This is a genomic window from Pseudonocardia oceani (assembly GCF_019263585.2).
GTDB lineage: Bacteria > Actinomycetota > Actinomycetes > Mycobacteriales > Pseudonocardiaceae > Pseudonocardia > Pseudonocardia oceani.
The window spans coordinates 208,784-232,679 of the sequence record NZ_JADQDF010000001.1; the positions used below are offsets into that span (position 1 = coordinate 208,784).

Below are 23,896 nucleotides of genomic sequence, written 5' to 3' on the forward strand. Positions count from 1 at the left end.
GGGTAGCTGGAATCGTGGTCACCCGAGCCTCCAAGGAGGGCCGTGGTGGGCAGGCGTGGGTATCCGCCGGAGTTCCGGCGCAAGGTGCTCGATCTCGTCGAAGCGGGCAGGCCGGTCGTTGATGTCGCCCGGGACCTGGGCATCAGCGCCCAGTCGATCTACGTGTGGCGCAAGCAGGACCGCATCGACAAAGGCCTGGAACCAGGGCTGAGCAGCGCTGAGCGCTCCGAGCTCAGCGCGGCCCAGCGCCGCATCGCGGAGTTGGAGACTGAACTGGCCGTGCATCGGCGGGCCAGTGAGCTGCTGGGGAAGGTGGTGCCCCCAAAAGGCGCTACGAAGCGATCGCGGTGATGGCTGGCGAGGGTTTGCCGGTCCAGGTCGCCGCCCGGGTCCTTGATGTGTCGGAGTCGGGCTACTACGAGTTCCGCAGCCGTGGCCCGTCGGTGCGTGCGGTGCGGCACGCGCTGTTGACCGAGGTGATTCGGGACGTGCACCAGGCCTCGCGCGGCACCTACGGCTACCGGCGCGTGCACGCCGAACTCACCCTCGGGCGCGGCCTGGTGATCGCGCACGGGACGGTCGAGCTACTGATGGCGCGCGCCGGCCTGGCCGGGGTCACCGGGCGGCCGCGGTGGAAGGGCAGCCGCCCGGACCTGATCGCCAAGGACCTGGTCGAGCGCCAGTTCCACCGCGATGGACCCAACCAGCTGTGGGTTACCGACATCACCGAGCACCACACTCGCGAAGGGAAGCTCTACTGCGCGGTCGTCCTGGACACCTACGCCCGACGCGTGGTCGGCTGGTCCATCGACTCGTCACCGACCGCGGCACTGGTCACCAACGCGCTCGGCATGGCCATCGACTCCCGCCGACCACCACCGGGGACGATCATCCACTCCGACCAGGGCACTCAAGGTGGATTCAACCGGTCGTCGCAACACCTCGACTATGGAGGTGTTGGATGGTTCGTCGACAGCAGCCAGCGGATCGGGCGGTGCGCCCGAAGTTGAGGTCACCAGGCCATCCGAAGTATCGGCGTCATGTCGAGACGGCGTTCTGGGCCGAGGTCGCCAAGGGACTTCTCGCGGAGGAGGCTGCCGCCGTCATCGGCGTGGCGCCGGCCGTTGCGACACGCTGGTACCGCCAGGCTGGGGGCATGCGACCGTTCGTTCCGCGATTGCCGTCGGGCAGGTACTTGTCGTTTCCTGAGCGTGAGGAGATCGCCCTACTCAACGCCCAGGGAAGGGGCGTTCGTGAGATCGCTCGTGATGTTGGTCGGGATCCCGGGACGATTTCTCGTGAGCTGCGACGGAACGCCGCGACCCGGGGCGGGAAGCTCGACTACCGGGCGTCGGTGGCGCAGTGGAAGGCCGACCTCGCCGCGCGCCGCCCGAAGACCGCGAAGCTGGTCACTAATCCGCAACTGCACGCCTACGTGCAGGAGCGCCTTTCTGGGCAGATCAGTACCCCTGACGGCGAGAGGATCGCCGGTCCGGTGATTGGTCGGTGGACGGGACGGAACAAGCCCCATCGCCAGGACCGGGCGTGGGTGCAAGCGTGGAGCCCGGAGCAGATCGCGAACAGGATCAGAGCCGACTTCCCTGATGATGAGTCCATGCGCATCAGCCACGAGGCGATCTACCAGGCCCTCTACGTCCAGGGCCGGGGCGCGCTCAAGCGGGAACTGATCTTGTGTCTGCGCACTGGTCGAGCGTTGCGTGCTCCGCGAGCTCGGTCGCGTCGGAAGACGTGGGCGCACGTCACACCCGAGGCGTTGATCAGTGAACGGCCCGCCGAGGTCGAGGACCGAGCTGTTCCTGGGCACTGGGAGGGCGACCTGATCATCGGGCTGGAGCGTTCCGCGATCGGCACCGTGGTCGAGCGGTCGACCCGGTTCACGATGTTGATCCATCTGCCGCGCGAAGAAGGCTACCGGCACAAGCACACCATCAAGAACGGTCCTGCGTTGGCCGGTTATGGGGCGATCACGATGAAGAACGCGCTGACGACGGCGATGTCGACACTGCCGCAGCAGTTGGCGCGGTCAGTGACCTGGGATCGCGGGAAAGAGATGTCCGCGCATCTGCAGTTCAAGGTCGAGACCGGTATTCCGGTGTTCTTCGCCGACCCGCATAGTCCTTGGCAGCGCGGCACGAATGAGAACACCAACGGGCTCCTGCGTCAGTACTTCCCGAAAGGAACCGATCTCTCACGGTGGTCCGCCGAGGAGGTCGAGGCGGTCGCTCACGCGCTGAACACCCGGCCCCGCAAGACACTTGGCTGGAAGACGCCGGCGGAAGCATTCGCTGAGCAGCTACGATCGGCTCGACAGGCCGGTGTTGCAACCACCGGTTGAATCCGGGCAGTTCCGATCGCACGCCTACCTCGCGGCCCTGCGCCAGAACAGTGTGGTCGGGTCGATGGGGCGGGTCGGCGCGGCCGGGGACAACGCGGCCATGGAGTCGTTCTTCGCGTTGCTGCAGAAGAACGTCCTGGACCGGCGACGCTGGACCAGCCGAGAGGAGCTTCGGCTGGCGATCATCACCTGGATCGAACGGACCTACCACCGTCGACGGCGTCAACGCCGCCTCGGGCGGCTCACTCCGATCGAGTACGAGACCATTCACCACACGGCCGCTGACGCGGCCTGAACGAACTCACCACTGGTGACAACCAGATCGTCAGCAGTCCCATTCGCCTCGATCCTGGTGGAGCGCAATGGCGTGACCGATTCCCGGCGCCGCCAGAACCAGCTGATCGATCAGGAGCAGGACGGATGAACGAGATCAATGAGATCGACCTGTTGTCCCGCCACGAGCAGATCGCGTGGGTCAGAGGAAGACTCCGGTATCTGGATGAGATGGAGGCAGATCTGCGTGGTCAGCCCTGGACTGTCGACTGCGCAGAGGCCCTTCACGAGCTCTCCACAGCCCGGCCTGTCCTGCTCGCTGCCCTTGATGCGCTCGAGCACCCCACCTTCTGGCAACGACTCAACCACGCCGTTACCCGCGCCGCGGCCAAGGGCGCTGTCCAGCAGGATCTGAAGCGCCGACGCAAGCGGATCCACTGCTGGGACTGTCACGGAAGCGGCCGCAGGCAGGCGGGAGGCGGTACCTACCGGTACTTCGAGGATTGCCCTTGTGGCGGCGTCGTGACGCGGCACGAAGCCACGCCCGAGATCGACGCCGCGTTGGAGGGCGCAGACCGACTTCGTCGCGAGATCAACGAGTCGTGGCGCTGACGAGATCGTTCGTGTGAAACACCTGACCTCGACCACGACCGCAGCACTTCCAGGCCTCGCGCTGCGAGGAAGTGGTGTGGCCAACTGCGGATTGCTCAAGCGGTGTCGACCAACTGGGCATCTACCTCAGCCAGGACAGCACCTGCTGACACAACCGGACGGTACCGATAGGAGCACTTCAGCAAAGGCGGGCTCATGCGGGACTGCTGACGATCGGGATTGGCACAGCTTGAGAGCGACATTAGCCGCTCCCGAGCTGACGATTCGCTCTGCAGAACGCCCCTACTTGCGATCATAAGGACCGCTTTGGTGGGGCCTAAGATGGGGCGGTCCAGTGCGACACCAGCGGAGTGATGAGACCAGCAGGGATGGGTGCGACGCATACCTGCGCGCCTCAGGTGCAGATCGGGTCCAGTGGCTGCATCGCTGGCTACCAGTCCTTGGAGCGAGATGCCCTGAAGATCGCTGAAGGCCTCCCAACCCGCAGGTCAGAAGGCCTTCAGCACGGTGGGCGATACTGGGATCGAACCAGTGACCTCTTCGGTGTGAACTCCCGAGACCACCCAGCTACCGGTCTCTGACCACGTCGCTGTCGACCGCCGACGACGTCGAAGACCGTCCCCTGCGGTCAATGTTGTTGTCAGAACTGTGTCAGCCTGTCCTCGGCCACGAACTGACCACGCAGCAGCCACTCTGCCGGCGCACCCTGGACTGTTCTAGGGGGCGCCGACCACCCCGGCGTCGAGCGCGACGAGCACGGACAGGCGACCGGACGGCTGTGACGCGCCGACGCCTGGCTGCGCTCCCGCCTGGCGCACAGCGGTCCACCCCCCTCGGGGACGTCGACGCCCGAATCGCCCGCTTCGGCATCGCCGCTACCCCCGACCTCTACCCCCGACCTCGACGGCGCCGCCCTGCACTCCCTCACACGTCGGTCGCCGCCGGTGATCTGGCCCAACGGGTGACCCTGCTCGGCATGCCCCTCGACCGGCGAGCACCCGAAGGGACGGCGGCGGGCCCGTACAAGATCGTGCTCGCCGACTCCGGTCTCCCCGACCTCGACGCACTCACCGCCCCCATCCGCGCCGCGCACACCACCGGACGCGCCGTGGCCGTGCGCTGCGTGACCCGCGAGGCGGTCAGCGGGTTGGCCCGGCGACCCCGGGATGGATCGCGACCGGCAGCCCGACGGCCTCGGCCGCGGCGTAGACGGGCCAGTGCGCTCGCTGACCCAACGGCGTCTGGGAGGACGCGAGCAGCAGGACCTGGACGAAGCGCGGATCCGCAGCGACCCTGGCGATCTCGTCGGCGGCGCCGCGCGGGTCGTGCGGCGAGACCACGATCGAGGCCCGGAACCGCGTGTCGACGGCCAGCCAGGCGGCCGTCTGCCAGTCGTTGACCGCCGCGGCCATGGCGGCGGAGAAGTCCGGGTTGTGCAGGGCCTGCACCGCGTAGAGGCAGTTCAGCACGGCGTGGGCGGCGCCACCGCCGTCGAGGACGTGCGCGCGCACCACGTCCGGGTCCGATGCCGCCGGCACCCCCTCCCGCCGGGCCTCGGGCCGGGCCGAGAGCGGCATGCCTGGTGGGTAGGACGCCGGCTCGAAGCCCTCGACCCCGCTCTCGACGCAGTAGTCCACCCACCGCTGCGGCAGGAACGGGAACAGTGCCGAGAGGTGGGGTACGGCCGGGTGCACGTCGCAGTCGACACGAGCGGTGACCATCGTCGCTCCTCTCTCAGGTCGGGGTCGGCTGCGAGCGGTCGCCCAGCGCCCTGATCTCCTCGGGCGTGTACCCGAGCTCGGCGAGCAGCTCGGCCCCGTGCTCACCGAGCCGGGGTGCCGGGCGGCAGTCCACCGGCGCCGAGGCCGAGAAGGTGACCGGGCAGCGCGCGAGCCGGAGCCGGCCCTCGCTCGGGTGCTCCACCTCCTGGAACATCCCGGCGGCCCGCAGGTGCTCGTCCTCGAACAGCTCGGGCACCGTCCACACGGGCATCACCGGGATGCCGTGGGCGTCGAGCACCGAGAGCCATTCCGCGGTGGTGCGCCGCAGCATCTCCTCCTCGACGAGGCGGTACAGCTCGTCGATGTGCAGTGTGCGTTCGGTGATGGTGCGGAACCTCGGGTCGTCGGTGAGCTCCGCCCACCCGACCACGCCGAAGAACGACCGCCACTGCGCATCGGTGTAGACCATCACGCTGACGTATCCGTCCGCGGTGCGGTAGGGCTTGCGGTACGGCGAGCTGGTGCGGGCGTAGCCGGCCGGGCCGCGCGGGGGGTCGAAGACGTAGCCGCCCTGCTGGTCGAGCAGGATGAACGACACCATCGACTCCAGCATCGGGACCTCGATCTCCTGGCCGCGACCGGTCCGTTCCCGCTGGTAGAGCGCGGCGTTGATCGCACCCACCGCCATCAGACCCGTGGCCTTGTCCGCGACGGGGGTCCTGACGTAGGTCGGCTCGCCGGTCCCGCCCTGCACCGCCGCCAGGCCGGATGCGGCCTGGATGACGTCGTCGTAGGCGGCCTTGTCGCGGTAGGGACCTGTGCTGCCGAAGCCGCGTACCGCGCAGTAGACGGTGCGCGGGTTCGTCGCCGAGACGTCCGAGAACGTTAGGCCGAGGCGGCGCACCGCATCGGGGCGCATGTTGTGCACGAACACGTCCGCGGTGCCCACGAGGCGCAGCAGGGCGGCGCGCCCCGCAGGGTCCTTGAGGTCGAGCACGATGCTGCGCTTGCCCTGGTTGGCGTTGAGGAACACCGGGCCCATCCCGGTGCCGCTGTCGTCGGCGATGTAGCGGACGACGTCCCCGGACGGCGGCTCGACCTTGACGACGTCGGCACCCATCTGCGCGAGCAGCAGAGTGCAGTACGGGCCCATGAACGTCGTGGTGAGGTCTGCGACGCGGACCCCGGTGAGCGGGCGGTCCGCGGCTCCGTCCTGATCCATCGGGTCCATCCCCTCCCGCCGTCCACCGGGTGGGTCATAGCATCGTCGGTGGTGACGTCGTCGCGCAAAGTTGGATGTCCGGCGTCGGCCTCCGGCGGCGGAGCGGATGAGACCCGAGGGAGTGTCGTGCTGTACGAGCTCAGGGAGTACACCGCGGTGCCGGGCAGGTTCCCGGCGCTGGTCAAGCGGTTCAACGACCACACACTGGAGCTGTTCGAGAAGCGCGGGATCGACGTCGTGTTCATCGCGCACGCCGAACTCGGCGAGAACAGCACCGGCGAGATCGTCTACCTGGTGCGCTGGGACTCCTACCAACAGCTCGCAGACACCTGGGCGGCCTTCTTCGTCGACCCGGAGTGGGTGCAGGTGAAGCAGGACAGCGAGCGAGACGGGCCGGTGGTCAGCGCCGTGCGCCGCAGGATCCTCAACACCAACCCGTTCGAGCGTCAGGGCGGCGACGGCTGACCTGGACCGACCGCCGGTGACGGGGGTGAGGTGGACGGCCGGCTCGGCCGGGTCCGTTCACCCCGCCCCGCCGTCAGCCGGCCGTGCGCTCCGCACCGACCAGAACGTAGATCATCGTGCAGGGGCGGTCCCCGCGGTTGTGCCACGCGTGCCGGGTGCCCCGCTGCACCACGCACGTTCCCGGCGTCACGTGCAGTTCGGCGCCGTCGTCGAGCTCCAGGAAGAGTTCACCGTCGACGCAGATGCCGTAGTCGATGCTGTCCGTGGTGTGCATGCCCGGGGTATCCGGTTCGAACACCCCCACCAGGCCGGGCTGCTTCTGCTCTGCGTCGGCCACGGCCGCCTCAGGATCCCCGTCGGCCGCCGCAGCCGATTCCGGAGGGAACCGCACCACGATGAACCGGGTCCCGCCCGGTCCGGGGAAGAACGGGAACGGAACGGTTGCGGAGTTGTTCCCGGCACCGACGGACGGCCCTCCGTCGCCGGTGCCCCAGATGTTGTGGATCTCGAGGCCGAGAACGGTGTCCGCGGGGGCGGGCCCCTCGTTGGCAAACACCGACTTGCCGTCTGCAGTCCGGTCGGTCACGATCCTCTTGACATCGAAAGACATGCATCTCCTCCTGCGGTTGTGAACCCGTCCACCGGGTTCGTGGATCACCGGTCTGCGCGCCGGTGCCCGTCAGCCCAGCGTCCGACCGTGGTGCATCCGGACTTCCGCTCGGTCCTCCAACTCTCCGTCTAGGTCGGGGACCGCTGAGGTAGTGAAGCATCTGACGGTGCTCACCGGGAATGTCTCGCTGGCGCTGTTCGAGTGCTTCAGGAGCGCGGTGTCGTCGACCGCGTCGATCTCCGCCGTCCAGACCTCGTCCGCTTGAGGTCTCGAACCGGGTTCGGGCGTGTCGGCGTCGAACAGGCTGCCACCTCGTCGCCGGCAGTTCGGGCTGCCACAGAGTGCGCGAGGCCGGTCACGCTCGGACCCAGGCGGTCAGCTCGGCTGCCAGCAGCAGGCGCCGCCAACGCAGCAAACTGTTCCACATTGGAACAACCGCAGCGGCCGGACGGCCGCGACAGTGTGACCCAGAGGTCACAGCGTGAGCCGGCTCAGCTCGAGAAGAGCTCGCGCGGAGGTCAAGGAGGACCCCATGACAGCGGCTCCATCGGCCCGACCGACGGCCACCTCGCCCGAGTCCGACGCACTGCGGGCGCTCTACGCGGACTGGTCGGACATCATCGCCACCACGCCCGACCTCACCATGCGGCTGTTCCGCAGCATCTTCGACGAGTGGCACCAGCCCACCCGCGAGCCCGAGGACGTGACCTACCGCGAGGAGACCGTCGGCGGGGTCCCGGGGATCTGGGCGCTGCCCACCGGCGCGGACGCCTCGCAGGTGCTGCTCTACACCCACGGTGGGGGCTTCGCGGTCGGATCGGCGGCCAGCCACCGCAAGCTCGCGGCGCACGTGGCGAAGGCGCTGGGCGTCACGGCGTTCGTCCTCGACTACCGGCGCGCGCCGGAGCACCCGCACCCGGCGCAGGTGGAGGACGGCGTCGCGGTGTTCACGGCGCTGACCGGGCGCGGCGTCGCGCCGGCCGGCATCACCACCATCGGTGACTCGGCCGGCGGCAACCTGGCCGTCGCCGTGGCCCTGTCGCTACGCGAGCAGGGCCTGCCCCTGCCCGGCCGGGTCGTCGCGTTCTCCCCGTGGCTGGACATGGAGAACACGGGCACGACGCTGGTCACCAACGACGCCACCGACGCCCTGATCACGGTGCCGCTGCTTGAGGGCATGATCGCCGGGGTGCTCGCGGGAGGCGCGGTCCCCGCGACGACGCCGCTGGCCAACCCGCTGCACGCCGACCTCACCGGTCTGCCCCGGCTCTACCTCAACGCCGGGGGCGCGGAGTCGCTGCTGGACGACGCCGTCCGGCTCGCCGAGCGCGCCCGCGCCGCCGGCGTCGACGTCACCCTGACCGTCGCCGAGGGGATGCAGCACGTCTTCCCGTTCCTCGCCGGGAACGCGCCGGAGGCCGACGCGGAGATCGCCGCACTCGCCGCCTGGTACCGCGGCTGACGCCGTCCACCCCCTCGCCCACCAGCACAGGAGCACCCCCATGAGCGGCACCACCACGGACTTCGACGCCATCGTCATCGGCAGCGGCTTCGGCGGCATCTACATGCTGCACAAGCTGCGCAACGAGCTCGGCCTGACCGTTCGTGCCTTCGAGAAGGGCGGCGGCGTCGGCGGGACCTGGTACTTCAACCGCTATCCCGGCGCGAAGTCCGACACCGAGGGCTTCGTGTACCGGTACTCGTTCGACCGCGACCTGCTGCAGGAGTGGGACTGGTCGACCCGCTACCTCGAGCAGTCCGCCATCGAGGAGTACCTCAACCACGTGGTCGACCGCTTCGACCTGCGCCGCGACATCCAGCTCGACACCGAGGTGACGGGGGCGGCGTTCGACGAGTCCCGCAACGTCTGGCGGGTCCGCACGGGCGACGGCGGGGAGTTCACGAGCCGCTACCTGGTGACGGCGCTGGGCCTGCTCGCCAAGACCAACATCCCGGCCATCCCCGGGATCGACCGCTTCGCCGGGACCCTCACCCACACCAACGCCTGGCCCGCCGACCTCGACATCACCGGCAAGCGCGTCGGGGTGATCGGCACGGGCTCCACCGGCACCCAGTTCATCGTCGCCGCCGCTCCGGTCGCCGGACATCTGACGGTGTTCCAGCGCTCGCCTCAGTACGTCGTGCCGTCGGGCAACGGCCCGGTCGAGCAGGCCGAGGTGGACGAGACCAAGCGGAACTTCGACGCGATCTGGGACCAGGTCCGCAACTCGGTGGTGGCCTTCGGCTTCGAGGAGAGCGGCGTCGAGGCCGGCAGTGTCTCCGAGGAGGAGCGCGAGCGCGTGTTCCAGGAGAACTGGGACAAGGGCAACGGGTTCCGGTTCATGTTCGGCACGTTCGCCGACATCGCCACGAACCCCGAGGCCAACGAGGCCGCGGCGGCGTTCATCCGGTCCAAGATCGCCCAGATCGTGACCGACCCGGAGACCGCCCGCAAGCTGACGCCCACCGAGGTCTACGCCAAGCGCCCGCTGTGCAACGAGGGCTACTTCGAGACCTTCAACCGCGACGACGTCACGCTCGTCTCGGTCCGCGAGAACGCCATCGAGGAGATCACGCCCGCCGGGGTCCGCACGGCCGACGGCGTCGAGCACGAACTCGACGTGCTGGTCCTCGCGACCGGCTTCGACGCGGTCGACGGCAACTACCGCTCGATGGACCTGCGCGGCCGCGACGGCACGCACATCGACGAGCACTGGTCCCACGGGCCCACCAGCTACCTGGGCGTGTCGACCCACGGCTTCCCGAACATGTTCATGATCCTCGGCCCCAACGGCCCGTTCACCAACCTGCCGCCGAGCATCGAGGCGCAGGTCGAGTGGATCAGCGACCTGATCGCGAGCGCCGAGCGCGACGGTGTGGCGGCGGTGGAGCCCACCCGCCAGGCCGAGGACGGCTGGACCGAGCTCTGCGCGACCATCGCGGACATGACGCTGTTCCCGAAGGTCGAGTCCTGGATCTTCGGTCAGAACGTGGCCGGAAAGACAAGCACGGTGATGTTCTACATGGCCGGCATCGGGGCGTACCGGCAGAAGCTCGCCGAGGTGCGGGGCGCCGGCTACGAGGGCCTCACGATGCACCGCGGCGCCGCGGCAGCCGCCGTCTGAATCCGAGGCCATTGGCACCCGCCCGGTTACCATGACTCCATCGCGACATCCTCCGGTGTCCCACGCGACTCGACGATGAGGAGCGGCAGTGCCGATCGAATCGACACCGATCTCGGACACCACGAAACCGATGCACCGACACCAGCCCGACCACGCACGGACACGGCGAGCCCTCGAACGGCTTCTCGAGCAGGGGCTCCTCGCGACACCCGTCGCCGGGTGCGGGGTCCGCGAGGTCATCGAGCGCAGCTGGCGGCGCTGCGTCGGCGCTGAGGTGCCAGTCGGCAGGCACGACATCCCCTACGTCGCTGACGTCACCGACCTCCAGCCGCGGCTGCACGCCGCGGCCTCACCGGTCCTCGACCGGCTCGGTGACGATCTTGGGGACGCCCGCGTGGCGATGTTCCTCAGCGACGACCAGGGGCGCATCATCATGCGACGCGTCGGGGAATCCCAGCAGCGCCGGATCTTCGACAACTCCTGTGCCGCGGAGGGGTTCGACTTCTCGGAGTCATCGATGGGCACCAACGGCCTGGGGACGGTCGCCCGTGAGCGCCGGCCGCTGCTGATCCACGGCTCCGAGCACTACAGCGAGTTGCTCGGGCCTCTCACCTGTGCCGGCACGCCGATCTTCGAGCCGTTCACCCGGCAGCTGGTGGGCACGTTCGCGCTCGCCTGCCGGACCGGTGACGCCAGCGCGCTGATGCCGGCGATGGCCACCGATGTCGGGCGGCAGATCGAAGGCAACCTCACCGCGATGCTGGGAGCACACGAGCGCACCCTCATCCACGCTTACCTGCTCGCGACGCGCACGGACCGCCAGCCCGTGATCGTCGTCACCGAGAGCACAGCCTTCGCCAACACCGCCGGCGTCGTTCACGTGACCCCCGAGGCGCACGCCCTTCTCTGGTGCGACCTCGCAGAGTCCGGGCTGCGCGCGGGTAAGCACCGGCGGGCGGTCCGCCTGCCGGGCGGCCTCTGCGACGCCCTCGTCGAGCGCGTGGACGGGGTCGGGCCGACGGGGCCTGCCTTCTGCGTGCGGCTGCTCGGATCCCCGCGCAGCCCCGACCCCCCCCTGCCGCCCGACCGTCGCCGGCCACGCCGGAACGCCGCAGCGCCGGCAGCCCTGCATCCGGTTCCCGACATCGCCGATCAGCTCAGGAGCGCGGTCGGCTTCCGGGAGGTCCTCGCCGTCGACGGTCCCAGAGGCAGCGGGAAGTTGACCGCGGCGACCGCGGCGCTGACCGAGGCGACCGGCGTGCCACCCCTCATGATCGACCTGGCCCGCGCCGAGTGCCCGGAGTCGCTCGCCGAGACCGGCGCCGCCGCCGTCGTACTCCACCACGTCCACGATGCACCGTCCGAACATCTGCGCCGCATCAGGACCGCCATCGAGGACGCGGGAGTACCGATCGCGCTCACCGTCGACCTGGACGTGGCCGACCAGGACGCCGCAGCCGTGGTCGCGGTGCTGTGCACGACGGTCCGCTTGCCGTCGCTGCTGGAGATGTCCGCCGAGGTACCTCGCCTCGTCACGAGGATCGTCGCGGGCCTCCCCGACCGCCAACGGGACACCCGCTTCAGCTCCGATGCGCTGCAAGCCCTCATGCGCTGGACCTGGCCCGGCAACCTCGCAGAGCTGCGGCGGACGATCGAGCAGCTGGCGCGCAGGAACCCCGGCCGCAGCATCAGCACGGTCGACCTGCCCCCGCGCATGCAACAGGCTCCGCTGCGCGGACGAGGTATGATCGAGACCGCAGAGCGGGAGGCCATCGTCGCCGCGCTGCGCCAGGCGAGCGGCAACCGGACGAAGGCGGCCGCCGCACTCGGCATCGGTCGAACCACTCTGTATCGGAAGCTGCAGGAGTACCGGATTCCGGCCTCCGGCTGACTCCTGGCCGCGTCCTTGACAACGCCAGAGGGGTCGAGACACCGCGCGCGTCGCAGGTGACCGGGAAGGACCCCCTTCGATGAGCAGGACGCCTGCCGTGCAGGACCGCCGAGTCCTTCCGGCGCCAGGTGCGGACACGCCGGCCCGGGTAGCGGGTCGACGGTATTGCGCATGCTGCCCCGTTGGCGTCGTCGACCGCATCGGGCTTGTGGCACAAAACTCTCCGGTCCACCAAATCTGCGGGACGACGGCATCCTCGACGATCTCGGCCTGCACCCGATGGTGGACGCGCACGCTGTCAGCCGGCCGCGGGCCCACTGCCGATGTCGATCCCGACACCGCCGAGCGCGCCGGCAGCGAGTTGCTCCAGTAGTCCGACGAGACGTGCCCGCGGAATGCCGTCCCTGATGTGCGCCGTTCCGTTCAGCATCGACAACATCACCTTGACCACTGCGCGGACGTCGGACTCCGCCAAGTCGGAACGTTCCGATGAGATCGCCCCGCACCAGACACTTTCGTACTCTCGCTGGCGGCGCCGTAGCTGTCGCAGCTCCCGGACCGGGAGCTCCCGCTGTTCACGGAGGTAGACCGCGAGCAGTGCTCGTTCGTTCGCCGCGAACTGGACGTGGAACTCGACGAGCCGGGCGATCACCGCTGGGCGGGGACCATCACGCTCGACGATCGTGCGAGATCCGTCAAGGAGGTGGTCCATCGCCGCGTCACACAGCGTCGTCAGCAACTCGACCTTGCTCGCGAAGTGGCGGTACACGCCCGGACCCGAGATCCCGACTGCACGGCCGATGTCGTCGGTGCTGACCGCGTGGTAGCCCTTGGCCGCGAACAGGTCCGCCGCCGCCTGGAGCAGCGCGGACTTCCGCCGCGACAGCATACCTCCGCTTCCGTTCACGACAGCCATCGACACATCCTTGATCCGTGCTCCTCGGAAACGAGGACCAGGAGCACACGTTAGCCGTCGCTAACCCCGCTTGCCAGCCAGCGGAACCGACAGGGTGGGTTACATCCGGTCGCGCTCAGCTCGACAACCAGCGATCCGGCGGCAGAACGGGCTGGTCCAGTCGACCGTTCGCGGCCAGAACACGCTCGAACTGCTGCAGGTGACGGACCATCGCCATCGATGCGCGGTCGGCGTCTCCGGCGGCAACTGCTTCTGCGATCCTCCGGTGAGCGCGGCGTGTCTCCTCCATGTCACGAGCGGAGAGCTGCTCCCCTGGCACATGCCAGGTCAGCTCCTGTCCGAACGCCGCGATGACCAACCGGATGATGTCGTTGTTGCTGCACACGCCGAGTGCCTCGTGGAACTCGATGGACGGCTCCCATGAACCGTTGCGGGGGGACCCGGCGTTCGCGATCGCGAGGAGCCACCCGCGCTGCTCCTCGGTCGCCGTTCGCGCGGCAGAGGCTGCCGCCGCGGGTTCGACGAGCTGACGGAACTCGGAGAAGGCCCGCATCGTCGTCCCGGACAGCGTCAGCAGCAGGGCTAGCGAGCGGGTGACCTGGCTCAGGTCGGGCTCTGCGACCCTGATGCCGCCGTGGGGGCCGCGCCGGATCTCGATCAGTCCATCGGACTCGAGGAGCCTCAACGCCTCGCGGACGGTCCCCCGGCTGAATCCGGTCTCGGCGATGAGGGTGGCCTCGGACCGCAAGGGCTCGCCCGGCCGCATCTGGTGTCCGAGGATCTGCCCGCGCAGCCGATCCGCCAGCACATCGGACGCCTTGGGCAGCTTCGGCTGTCGGCGACCGTACATCGGGGCCTCGCTCGCAGCACCGCTGCTGCCCGATGGAATAACGCCGTCCACGCTGACTCCGTCCCTGCCGTCCGAGTGGACAGGACCGCACCAGTAGGAACACAGCGCACATCCTGTAACCGGCCACAGCCTAAGGAATGGACTCCCCGGTTGTGCGACGGACCTAGCTGAGACCGATTCCGGCCGCCTCCAACTTGCGGTACAGCGTCGAGCGGGAGATCCCCAGCAGCGCCGCCGCGGCCTTCTTGTTCCCGGCCGCCTCGCTCATCGCGTCCATGATCGCGCTGAGTTCGGCCTGCTCGAACCTGCTCATGCGGCGGCGGTACGCCCGGGCGCGCAGATCGTCGGGGAGGTCACCGAGGTGCACCTCGCTCCCCCGCGTGACGGTCAGCGCTTGGTCGATCGCGCTGCGCAGGTCACGCGTGTTGCCCGGCCACGGCGTCCGCATGAGCAGCGAGATGACCTCGGGCGCCAGCCGCCGGGGCGCGGCGAACGATCGGACGAGTGCCGGGATGTCGTTCGTCCGGTTGCGCAGCGGCGGCAGCGCGACCGCAGCGCACCGCTGGTCCTCGTGGCCGGCCGTCATCGGGAGATGCTGCGTCCCAGCGGTCGCCAGGCAATGCCATCCCTGCCCGCGCGCACCGTGCAACAGCGATGTGACGGTTCGCAGCGCTGCGGGCGAGACCCCGTCGACGTGCCTCACGACGACGGTGCCCGGCTCGCCGACGAGAACCGACCGCAGACTCGACATCCAGGCCGACGGACCGTCCACCGTCATCGATTCGGCGTCGCGCACGACCAGCGGGCCGTCGCCACCGAGATGGCGGTGAACCGCCTCGGCCACCGCCGTCTTGCCGACACCCGGTTCGCCGGAGACGACCACGACCCGCTCGCGCGCGCGTGCGGCTATTTCGAGACACGCCCGGAGCCACGCCGGGTCGGTACCGACGAGGCCGGGGAGACCCACCGCCGGCGTCCGGCCGCCGCCGGTGGGTCCCGACTCGGCGCGGGGCGCCTCCCGGATCTCGACGATCGCGCCGATCTCGTCGCCGCCGTCGCTCATGGATTCGCCGTGCATCACCACCATCCGACCGTCCGCCAGCTCCACCTCCGCCTCGGAGGCGTCGGGCGACCGCAGCAGCCGGGTGACCTGCTCCCAGACCAGTGCCTGCTCGGCACCGTCGAGAAGCTGGGCCGCCCGAGGTGAGCTGATCAGCAGTCGCTCGCTGATCACGAAGAAGTCGTGGCGGACGCGTCGGGAGGCCGCCACGAACCGGTCGAGCAGCGCCCGTTCCGCCCCCGACTGCTGCGCCCACAGCCGTTGTTCGATCTGCTCCGCCGTCTGCTCGGCGATGTACTCCACGAGTGAGTTGTGGTGGTCTGCGGCGCAGGTGACGTCGAGCAGGCCGTGCAACCGCCGGTCCACGCTCCGGATCGGGGCGCCGACACAGGTGAACTCGTGGAGGTCCTCCGCGTAGTGCTCGTGGCCGTCGACCCGCACCGTCCGGCCGAGTTCGAGCGCGGTGCCGACCCCGTTGGTGCCGACGTCGCCCTCCGCGAAGACGAAACCCTCGGCCGCCGACACGGCGTCGAGACGGCGGAGCAGGTTCGTGTTCGACGACGTGCGGTTGAGGATGCGCGCGGAGGCGTCGGTGAGCAGGAAGGAGATGCCGAGGTCCCCTAGCCGCTCGTTGACGTGGTCGAGCACGGGCCGGGCCGCACGCACCAGGGGCGCCTCGTGATCGAAGTCCGGGGCGTAGCGTGGCGTCATGGTGTCCACCGGCACGTCGAGGTAGGAACAGCGACGCCAGGACACGGCGATCTCCGGACGCATCGTGCTAGGAGTGCGGCCCTCGAGGAATGCCTCGCGCTGGTGGGCCACCGCGTGCTGAAGGATCGTCATCGACCACTCTCCGCGTCCATAGGGCGTCCGGCGGGCGTGCGTCACCGGTGCTGCGCGGGAAGATTATACTGATTGCGGCCGGAATCCGTGTCCCGTTCTGGGACACGGATCCCAGCGGACGATCATTCGAAGCAGTTGGGCGCGTGCTTGAACTCCGCCCAGTCCTCGGGATCGTGGCTGATCCAGATGGTGGCGTCGGCGGAGTCGCGGAGCAGGTTCAGCCGGCGGATCGACCTCAGCGACGCGACCGTGTCGGCGTCATGGGGCATCGGGGCGATCGTGGTCAGCGCGTCCCGCAGGTGCACCGTGTCGCCGGTGAGGATGAAGTTGCGGCCCGGCAGCCGCACCAGCAGGCTCAGCTCACCGGGGGTGTGGCCCGGGGTGAACAGGATGACGACGCTCCCGTCGCCGAACACGTCATGGTCGACACCGGGCACCTCGAGCACGTTGCGGCCGCGCAGCGGCTCGAGGTCGGCCTGCCGGAAGAACCCCGCCCCGGCCGGGTCGGGCCAGAACCCGAACCGCATGTCGCCCTCGCCCACGTAGAACTGGGCGTCCGGGAAGAGGTAGAGCCCGCCGGCGTGGTCGAAGTGCGTGTGCGAGGCGATCACGTACTTGATGTCGGACAGCTTGTACCCGAGCGCCGTGAGCTGTGCGTCCACCGTCTGTTCCGGCAGGAAGCTCAGGCCGAGATGCTCGGCCAGCGGCCCGTAGACCCCCTCGGGATCGGTGGCGGCGGCCGGGACCAGCCCCGTGTCGAACAGGACCAGACCCTTCGGGTGCTCGATCAGGTAGGCGGGCATCGGGATGGTGCACTCGCCGCTCGCTCCGAGCAGCAGCAGCGATTTGTCGACGGTGAAGGTGGGCGAGTCGAGTGCCCACATGCGCTTGGCCGTTCCGGGTGTTGCCATCGGTCGTCTCCTTGCGGTGGTCAGGCGGTGACAGTGACGCGGGGCTGCACGTCGAGGTCGACGCTGCTCGGCTCGCGCTCGATACGGCCGCACTCACGGTGCAGGACGGGCATGATCTCCTCGGCGAAGTACTGCATCTGCGCCTCGATCTCCTCACCCTGGAAGCCGGCGGACTCGAACCAGGTGTGGAACATGAAGTCGTCGTAGCCGCACTGCTCCTTGACCTCCATGATCGAGTCGATCACGTACTGCTTGGAGCCGTGGATGGCGACCTTCTTGTCCCGCAGCAGCTCCGCGGTCACCTTCATGTTCAGGTCGTAGAACGGCTCGTCCGCCTCGGCCAGCACCGCTGCGAACCCGAACGGGCCGTAGTAGTCCCACTGCAGCTCCAACGCGCGGGCAGCCCGGTCCATGTCCCCGAGCCCCTTGTCCACGCAGTGGATGTAGCGGCAGGTCACCACGCCGCGGCGGCGCTCGGCATCCCAGCCGCGCTTGAACTCACCGCGGTTCTGCCGGTCGGGCCAACCGGCCCGCTCGGCCTCCTCGTGGTAGAGGTCGATGTTCGCCTTCAGCCGGGAGTTGGGCTCGACGATGAAGTACCCGTTGATGCCCCGCTCGGCAGCGAACCGGATGGAACGGGGGCTGGTCAGCGGCTCCCACATCTGCGGATAGGGCTTCTGCAGCGGCTGCGGGTAGACCGGGATCTCCAGCAGCTTGGTGGTGGTGGCCTGTACGGGGTTGCCGGCGGAGTACATGTCCGGTGCCCCGAGCTTGAGCACCTGCTCCAGCGTGCGACCCATGCCCTCCTGGCTGAAGTAGGCGTGGGTCTGCTTGTGGCCCCACTTGGTGTAGGACGGCGGGATCGACATGAACTCGCCGTGATGGGACATCGAGTCCTGGGTCCAGGCCTTGATGAGGATGTCGTAGGCCTCCTCGAAGTATGCCCGGTTGCGCTCCTGGTCCTGGATCGTCGAGCCGTAGGCCCAGCCGAACACCTCGTTCTCGCGCGGCTGGTAGCCGCGGCCGATCCCGAACTCCAGCCGGCCGCCGCTGATCACATCCAGCATCGCGGCCTGCTCGGCGATCCGGATCGGGTGGTGCCAGGTGACGATGTTGGCGGCCTGGCCGAGCCGGATGTTCTTCGTCCGAGACGCGATGGCCGCCTCGCCCAGCAGCGGGTTCGGGCTCAGCTCGGCACCCTCGGGCTGGAAGTGGTGCTCGGTCTGGAACCAGTAGTCGAAGCCGAGCTGGTCGGCGAGGATGCCCTGGCGCACCTGGTTGACGATGGTGCGCTGGGCCGAGGTGTGCGTCGCGGGCAGGTCACCGTCGTTGACGGCCAACGTGTCCCCGTTGTACTCCACGTGCTTGACAGGGAGGTCCGAGGCTCCGTTGTGGAACACCCCGATCTCGATCGCCATCGCTGTCCTCCGTTCTCCGGCCGAAGCCGATAGTGGGTCGTGCACTGGTGGACCGCGCGCCTGAGCGCCCGGTCGGGTCACTGCGTCGAGTAGCCGCCGTCGATCACCAGCTCCGAACCGGTGACGTAGGACGCCTCGTCCGAGGCCAGGAAGAGCACCCCGTAGGAGATCTCCTCGGGCCGCGCCATGCGCTGCAGCGGCGTCGCCCCGACGATGATCGGGATGACCTCGGCCGGTACGTCGTCGGACACCATCGGGGTGTCGACGATCCCGGGGTGGACCGAGTTGACGCGGATGCCCCCACCGGCGAACTCGATGGCCGCGGTCTTGGTGAGCAGCCGGACGGCACCCTTGGTGGCCTGGTACGCGGTGGCCCCGCCGCTGCCGATGAGGCCGTAGATCGAGGAGGTGTTGATGATGGAACCGCCGCCCGCCCGGCGCATCGCCTCGGCCGCGGCCTTCATCCCCAGCCAGACACCGGTCTGGTTGGTCGCGATGATCCGGTCCCAGCTCTCGCGGGTGGTCGCCTCGACGCCGGCCATGTCGAGGACCCCGGCGTTGTTGACCAGGATGTCGAGGCGGCCGAAGCGCTCCTCGGCCAGTGCCACCGCGGCGTCCCAGCCGTCCTCGTCGCGGACGTCGAACACGTGCGCGACGACGTCGTGACCCTTCCCGGTCAGCGTCTCCGCCACGGCCGCGAGCTCGTCGGCGAGGATGTCGCCGATCACGAGTCGCGCGCCCTCGGAGGCGAGCAGCGCCGCGTGCGCGGCACCCTGGCCCCGTGCCGCGCCGCTGATCAGCGCCACCTTGCCGGCAAGCCTGTCACCCATGTCGTTCCCCTTCGGTCGTCGGTCCGATCGGCCGGCCGGGCTCACGCGGTGCCGGCGGCGCCCGCCGCGGCGGGCGCCGCGTGGGTGTGTCCGTGCCCTGTCCCGTGGGCGTGTCCGTGGTCGTGGGACACCGGGTCGGCCACGGGCCCGGCGGTCTCCTTCAGGGAGCGCTCCTGACGTTCGAGCTCCCGGTCGAGGCTGCGGTTGTCCCCCCTGGCCCTGGCGACCCACGTGCGCGCGGCGTCGGGCGTCATGTGGCAGAGCCCGGGCACGTCGCGGTTGTCCAGGCACAGCGCACGGTCGGACGCGGCCGGCCTGCGCTCGCTCGGCGGTGCCGCCCGACCGGAGAGCCCCACGGCGGCGAACCGGCGTCTGGCGGGTGCGCGGCAGGCCGGGCACCGCATCGTCGGCGGCGCCGGGTTGGACACGAAGTGCTCGCTGACGCCGTCGCAGGCCTCGCACCGGTAGTCGACGATGATCATCTGGACGCCTCCGCTCGGTAGCGCCTGCGGGCGTCGGCGTCGCCGAACCTGGCCCGCAGGACCTTCTTGTCGAACTTGCCCACGCCGGTCTTCGGGATGGCGTCGACGAACAGGAACTCCTCGGGGATCCACCAGCGGGCGAAGTGCTCCGACAGGTGGGCCGTGAGCTCCTCGGAGGTGACCGGTGCGCGGGTCACGACGCAGGCGAGCGGGCGCTCCAGCCACTTGTCGTGGGGCACGGCGACGACCGAGGCCTCGGCCACCGCCGGGTGCGCCATCAGGGAGTTCTCCAGCTCCACCGAGGAGATCCACTCCCCACCGCTCTTGATCAGGTCCTTGGACCGGTCGGTGAGCTGCACGTAGCCGTCCGGGTCGATCACGCCGACGTCACCGGTCTTGAACCAGCCCTGCGCGTCGTAGCTGGCCGGGCCGCGCGGGTCGTCGTAGTAGGCGTTGGCCATCCACGGCGACCGGAGGTGGTACTCGCCGACGGCCTTGCCGTCCCACGGCAGGTCCTCGCCGCCCTCGTCGACGAGCCTGACCTCGCACAGCGGCAAGGGCAGACCCTGCTTGCCGCGGACGTCGTAGACCTCGTCCTCGGCGACGTGGTCGTGCTTGCTCTTCAACGCCGTGAACGTGACCAGCGGCGAGGCCTCGGTCATCCCCCAGCCCTGCGGCACCACGATGCCGTGGGTGTCGGCGAACCACTTCATCAGGCCGCGCGGCGGGGCCTGACCGCCCAGCCAGAGGACCTCGAGCGAGGAGACGTCGTAATGCGGGTCGTCGCGCTCGAGCAGGTCGCGCATCATCACGCCGATGGTCACCGCGCCGACGGCATGGGTGACCTCGTGCCGGTCGATCAGCTCGAGGTAGTGCTTCGGCTCGGGGTGCGGACCGGGCAGCACCAGCGTCGCACCCTGCAGTGCGGCGGCGAAGGGTATGCCCCAGCTGTTGGCGTGGAACATCGGGCTGATGGCGAGGAAGATCGCCTCCTCGCGCACCCCGATCGAGCCGTGCAGGCACAGGGCCAGGGTGTGCAGCACCACGCTCCGGTGGCTGTAGAGGACGCCCTTGGGGTCCCCGGTCGTGCCCGACGTGTAGCACATCGCGGACGCGGTGGTCTCGGGGAAGTCGGGGAACTCCAGCTTCCCGTCCTGGGCGGCGAGCAGCTCCTCGTAGGAGTGGACCGGACTCAGCGTGGTCTCGGGCACCTCGTCGGCGAGCACCACGTAGGCCTGCACAGCGGGCAGGTCCGGGGCGAGCCGCTCGACCAGCGGGATCTGGTCGGGGTCGATCAGCAGCACCCGGTCGCCACCGTGGTTGATGATGTAGGCGATCTGCTCGTCGAACAGCCGCAGGTTCACGGTGTGCAGCACGGCACCCATGCACGGCACGCCGAAGTAGGCCTCGTAGTGCCGGTGGGTGTTCCACGCCAGCGTCCCGACCCGGTCGCCGGGCCGCACACCCAGCGCCGTCAACGCCTGGGCGAGCTTGCGCACCCGCACCGCGTACTCCGCGTAGGTGTAGCCGAAGTCCTCGCCGTCACCGGTCCGGGAGATGATGCGCTTGTCGCCGAACACCCGTTCCGCGCGCCAGAGCAGCTGCTTCATCAACAGCGGCCGATCCATGATCAGGCCGTCCATATCCACCTCCGTGCTCGGTCCTTCCACCGGTCGACGCTAGCCACTGGAGGAGGAAGTGGCGTGTGTCACATCGTGACACTCCCGCGGCTCGACGCACCGACCCGAGACCCCCGGCGTGGACGGGGTCCCGATTCGGCCTGTGGTGGACGTCGGCATGACCCGTTCTGCACCACTCCCCCTGCGAGCAGCCCACGGCTGTCGACGACCAGGGCGGCCGGACGAGCGGCCGCCCGACAGGGAGGTACCGCGACGTCGGCCACCGCGCCCGCGTGGGCCCCGGCCGAGCCGGGGTGGGCGCCGCAGGTGTACCTCACGCGTCTCCGAACCCGTCCGGAGGTTCTGGACGCGACCGCGATCGGGTGCCCGCCAGCGGGGTGTCGGTAGTGGACGGACGGCCGTGTCGTGGCGCCCGGGAGGAACAGGAGGATCCTCGCCGGAGGATCCTCCGCACTCACCGCAGTGCGGTCGCGTCCGGGTCGGGCACGGCCCCTAGCTCGTGGTCCATGCGGACCCGCTTGGTCGTCAGGTACGCGATGTTGTCGGCATTCGGCTCGATGATCAGCGGTTCGCGGGCGGCGATCGTCACCCCGTGCCCGGCGAGCCCGTGGTACTTCGCGGGATTGTTGGTCATGACGCACACCTGTCGAACGCCGAGGTCACGCAGGATCTGTGCGCCGAGCCCGTACTCCCGGCTGTCGACGGGCAGCCCCTGGGCGAGGTTCGCCTCGACGGTGTCCATGCCCGCGTCCTGCAGGGTGTAGGCGCGGAGCTTGTGGCTGAGTCCGATCCCCCGGCCCTCGTGGCCGCGCAGATAGACGACCGCACCGCGCCCGACCGTTCCGATGCGCTGCATCGCCGCCTGGAGCTGCTCGCCGCAGTCGCAGCGGCGTGATCCGAACACGTCCCCGGTGAGGCACTCGGAGTGCACGCGCACCAGCACGTCGTCGCCGGGGGCCGGCTCCTCGGCCTGGCTCACGTCGCCCATCACGAGCGCGACGTGTTCGCTGCCGTCGAGCTCCGAGCGGTATGTCGTGACCGTGAACTCGCCGTGCGGGCTGGGGACCCGGCCGGAGGCCTGGCGCACCACGAGGGTGTCCGTGCGCAGGCGGTACCGCACCAGGTCGGCCACGGTGATCGAGACCAGCCCGTGCCGTCGGGCGAACCGGGCCAGCTCGGGACGCCGCGCCATGGTGCCGTCGGGGTTGGTGACCTCGGCGAGCAGACCGGCGGGTGCGAGCCCGGCGAGCCGGCACAGGTCCACGGCGCTCTCGGTGTGCCCGGCCCGCCGCAGCACGCCGCCCTCGCGGGCCCGCAACGGGAAGATGTGTCCGGGCCTGGACAGGTCACCCGGCCGGGTGCCCGGGTCGGCGAGTGCCCGGATCGTCGCCGCGCGGTCCGTGGCCGACACCCCGGTGCTGGTGACGTTCCTGAGGTCGACCGAGACGGTGAAGGCCGTCGCCCTCGGGTCGTCGTTCTCCGCGACCATCGGAGGCAGCTCGAGCCGGTCGACGAGCGCGGCATCCATGCCGACGCAGACCAGGCCGCTGGTGTGGCGGATGACGAAAGCGAGCATCTCCGGCGTCGCCAGCTCGGCGGCGGCGATCAGGTCGCCCTCGTTCTCGCGGTCCTCGTCGTCGACGACGAGGACCATCCGGCCGCGGCGCAGCTCCGCCAGCGCCGCATCGACCTGGTGGTCCTGATCCATGCAGGCCACGGTAGAAGGCATGGGCGACGGCGACGTGTACGACATCGCGACACCTCATACCCGGGCGCCGCGTGCTGTGTCGCCTCGCCGGACGTCCGGATCAGCCCGGTCCGGGGGCCGCCCGAGGTGGGAGCGGGCGCCGCGCCGGACCGACGTAGTCCTCACGGTCGGGCGCCAGCATCCGGAACCGGTCGCCGCTCTCGATCTCCTCGAGCATGTGCGCCCCGATCCCGGGCAGGAACGAGATCAGGCTGGTCACATACATCTGCGGCGGCCCGAACCCGAGCTCGGTGAGCACCCTGGCCATGGCGCCGTCGATGTTGAGCGGGAGCGGCCGCCGGCCGGGCCGCAACGCGTTGTACGCGGCGAGGATCGCGTCGTGCAGCCTGCTCACGGTGCCCTCGACGCCGTGCCGGCGCGCGACCGCCAGCACCGCCACGGCCCGCGGGTCCTGGTCGGTGAACTCCGGGTGCCCGGCCCCCGGGAGCGGCTCGCCCGCGTCGCGGCGTTCGCGGGCCACCGCGGCGGCGGCGGCGGACAGGCCGGCGTCGGTCCGGTCGTCCCCGAGACGCTCCAGCGCGGCGGCCAGCATCTCCCCCGTGTGCTCCGGGGAGACGGTCCGGTGCCCCGCGCAGGACAGCGCCGCGAGGATCCCGACGGCGGGGTCGGGATGCACCGAGATCGCGATGCGCCCGGCGAGGATGTTCGGCCCGCGCGCGGCCGGGTAGGACATCAGCCCGCAGAGCACGGCCTCGAACACCGCGGCCTGCGCGGCGGTGGGCAGCTCGCCGCGCAGGGTCAGCCAGGTGCACTCGGCGTAGCTGCGACCGCGGATCAGGTCCGAGAGCGGGTAGCCCCGGACGTAGATCTTCTCGTCGTCCATCTCGGTGATCGCGGTACGGAACCGCAGACCGTCGCCGCTCGTCATCGCTGGACGCCTCGCTCCCGCTCCCGGCCCGCGGG

21 protein-coding genes and 1 pseudogene are annotated in these 23,896 nt (G+C 69.8%); 9 read left to right on the forward strand and 13 right to left on the reverse strand.

Annotated features, from left to right (window positions below):
* The first annotated feature begins 42 nt into the window (after positions 1-42).
* The 5 genes and pseudogenes from I4I82_RS01010 (at position 43) to I4I82_RS01030 (ending at position 3,241) form a co-directional block, all read left to right on the forward strand.
* On the forward strand, positions 43-351 hold the full coding sequence (locus tag I4I82_RS01010; protein WP_218589697.1) for a transposase: 309 nt from the start codon (positions 43-45) through the stop codon (positions 349-351).
* A complete protein-coding gene (locus I4I82_RS01015; RefSeq protein ID WP_218589696.1) occupies positions 351-1,010 on the forward strand; it encodes an IS3 family transposase in 660 nt (219 codons plus the stop codon). Before I4I82_RS01010 ends, I4I82_RS01015 begins: the two co-directional genes overlap by 1 nt.
* Positions 962-2,356, forward strand: coding sequence for an IS30 family transposase (locus I4I82_RS01020; RefSeq protein WP_218589695.1), 1,395 nt, complete (start codon positions 962-964; stop codon positions 2,354-2,356). Before I4I82_RS01015 ends, I4I82_RS01020 begins: the two co-directional genes overlap by 49 nt.
* A 7-nt stretch (positions 2,357-2,363) precedes the next feature.
* Positions 2,364-2,651: pseudogene (locus tag I4I82_RS01025) on the forward strand (integrase core domain-containing protein); the annotation flags it as partial.
* Positions 2,652-2,776: 125 nt separating this feature from the next.
* Positions 2,777-3,241: a hypothetical protein gene (locus tag I4I82_RS01030; RefSeq protein WP_218589694.1), complete on the forward strand. Its 465-nt coding sequence runs from the start codon at positions 2,777-2,779 to the stop codon at positions 3,239-3,241.
* A gap of 1,139 nt (positions 3,242-4,380) precedes the next feature.
* Here the strand turns inward: I4I82_RS01030 and I4I82_RS01035 are convergent.
* Together I4I82_RS01035 and I4I82_RS01040 are read right to left on the reverse strand one after the other, a co-directional pair.
* Positions 4,381-4,962: an amidohydrolase family protein gene (locus tag I4I82_RS01035; protein ID WP_218589693.1), complete on the reverse strand. Its 582-nt coding sequence runs from the start codon at positions 4,960-4,962 to the stop codon at positions 4,381-4,383.
* A gap of 13 nt (positions 4,963-4,975) precedes the next feature.
* A complete protein-coding gene (locus tag I4I82_RS01040) occupies positions 4,976-6,184 on the reverse strand; it encodes a CaiB/BaiF CoA transferase family protein (protein WP_218589692.1) in 1,209 nt (402 codons plus the stop codon).
* Between the two features lie 126 nt (positions 6,185-6,310).
* Between I4I82_RS01040 and I4I82_RS01045 the strand changes: the two genes are divergently transcribed.
* A complete protein-coding gene (locus tag I4I82_RS01045) occupies positions 6,311-6,649 on the forward strand; it encodes an NIPSNAP family protein (RefSeq protein WP_218589691.1) in 339 nt (112 codons plus the stop codon).
* A 73-nt stretch (positions 6,650-6,722) separates the two neighbouring features.
* Here the strand turns inward: I4I82_RS01045 and I4I82_RS01050 are convergent, their stop codons facing one another.
* Complete coding sequence (locus I4I82_RS01050) at positions 6,723-7,259, reverse strand: cupin domain-containing protein (protein ID WP_218589690.1); 537 nt, start codon at positions 7,257-7,259, stop codon at positions 6,723-6,725.
* Positions 7,260-7,791: 532 nt separating this feature from the next.
* Here I4I82_RS01050 and I4I82_RS01055 point away from each other — a divergent pair.
* The 3 genes from I4I82_RS01055 to I4I82_RS01065 all read left to right on the forward strand — a co-directional run bounded on the left by I4I82_RS01055 (position 7,792) and on the right by I4I82_RS01065 (position 12,275).
* Positions 7,792-8,721, forward strand: a complete 930-nt coding sequence (locus I4I82_RS01055; protein WP_218589689.1) for an alpha/beta hydrolase — start codon at positions 7,792-7,794, stop codon at positions 8,719-8,721.
* 40 nt (positions 8,722-8,761) lie between these two features.
* On the forward strand, positions 8,762-10,384 hold the full coding sequence (locus tag I4I82_RS01060; RefSeq protein ID WP_218589688.1) for a flavin-containing monooxygenase: 1,623 nt from the start codon (positions 8,762-8,764) through the stop codon (positions 10,382-10,384).
* An 88-nt stretch (positions 10,385-10,472) separates the two neighbouring features.
* Complete coding sequence (locus tag I4I82_RS01065; protein WP_218589687.1) at positions 10,473-12,275, forward strand: sigma-54-dependent Fis family transcriptional regulator; 1,803 nt, start codon at positions 10,473-10,475, stop codon at positions 12,273-12,275.
* 298 nt (positions 12,276-12,573) lie between these two features.
* On the opposite strand, the gene I4I82_RS01070 is transcribed toward I4I82_RS01065, so the two are convergent.
* From I4I82_RS01070 to I4I82_RS01115, 10 genes are all read right to left on the reverse strand, one after another.
* Complete coding sequence (locus I4I82_RS01070) at positions 12,574-13,191, reverse strand: TetR/AcrR family transcriptional regulator (protein WP_218589686.1); 618 nt, start codon at positions 13,189-13,191, stop codon at positions 12,574-12,576.
* A gap of 115 nt (positions 13,192-13,306) precedes the next feature.
* Positions 13,307-14,092: a FadR/GntR family transcriptional regulator gene (locus I4I82_RS01075; protein ID WP_218589685.1), complete on the reverse strand. Its 786-nt coding sequence runs from the start codon at positions 14,090-14,092 to the stop codon at positions 13,307-13,309.
* 112 nt (positions 14,093-14,204) lie between these two features.
* Complete coding sequence (locus I4I82_RS01080; protein WP_218589684.1) at positions 14,205-15,944, reverse strand: sigma-54-dependent Fis family transcriptional regulator; 1,740 nt, start codon at positions 15,942-15,944, stop codon at positions 14,205-14,207.
* 122 nt (positions 15,945-16,066) lie between these two features.
* Positions 16,067-16,855: an N-acyl homoserine lactonase family protein gene (locus I4I82_RS01085; protein WP_218589683.1), complete on the reverse strand. Its 789-nt coding sequence runs from the start codon at positions 16,853-16,855 to the stop codon at positions 16,067-16,069.
* Between the two features lie 20 nt (positions 16,856-16,875).
* Positions 16,876-18,273: an LLM class flavin-dependent oxidoreductase gene (locus I4I82_RS01090; protein ID WP_218589682.1), complete on the reverse strand. Its 1,398-nt coding sequence runs from the start codon at positions 18,271-18,273 to the stop codon at positions 16,876-16,878.
* A 77-nt stretch (positions 18,274-18,350) separates the two neighbouring features.
* Positions 18,351-19,103 carry an SDR family NAD(P)-dependent oxidoreductase gene (locus I4I82_RS01095; RefSeq protein WP_218589681.1) on the reverse strand — a complete coding sequence of 251 codons (753 nt, stop codon included), beginning with the start codon at positions 19,101-19,103 and terminating at the stop codon, positions 18,351-18,353.
* A gap of 41 nt (positions 19,104-19,144) precedes the next feature.
* Complete coding sequence (locus I4I82_RS01100; RefSeq protein WP_218589680.1) at positions 19,145-19,585, reverse strand: hypothetical protein; 441 nt, start codon at positions 19,583-19,585, stop codon at positions 19,145-19,147.
* Positions 19,582-21,228, reverse strand: coding sequence for a long-chain fatty acid--CoA ligase (locus I4I82_RS01105; protein ID WP_218589699.1), 1,647 nt, complete (start codon positions 21,226-21,228; stop codon positions 19,582-19,584). The genes I4I82_RS01100 and I4I82_RS01105 overlap by 4 nt, the downstream gene beginning before the upstream one ends.
* A 451-nt stretch (positions 21,229-21,679) precedes the next feature.
* Positions 21,680-22,933: a bifunctional 3,4-dihydroxy-2-butanone-4-phosphate synthase/GTP cyclohydrolase II gene (locus I4I82_RS01110; protein WP_218589679.1), complete on the reverse strand. Its 1,254-nt coding sequence runs from the start codon at positions 22,931-22,933 to the stop codon at positions 21,680-21,682.
* A 100-nt stretch (positions 22,934-23,033) separates the two neighbouring features.
* Positions 23,034-23,861, reverse strand: coding sequence for a citrate/2-methylcitrate synthase (locus I4I82_RS01115; RefSeq protein WP_218589678.1), 828 nt, complete (start codon positions 23,859-23,861; stop codon positions 23,034-23,036).
* Between the last annotated feature and the right edge of the window lie 35 nt (positions 23,862-23,896).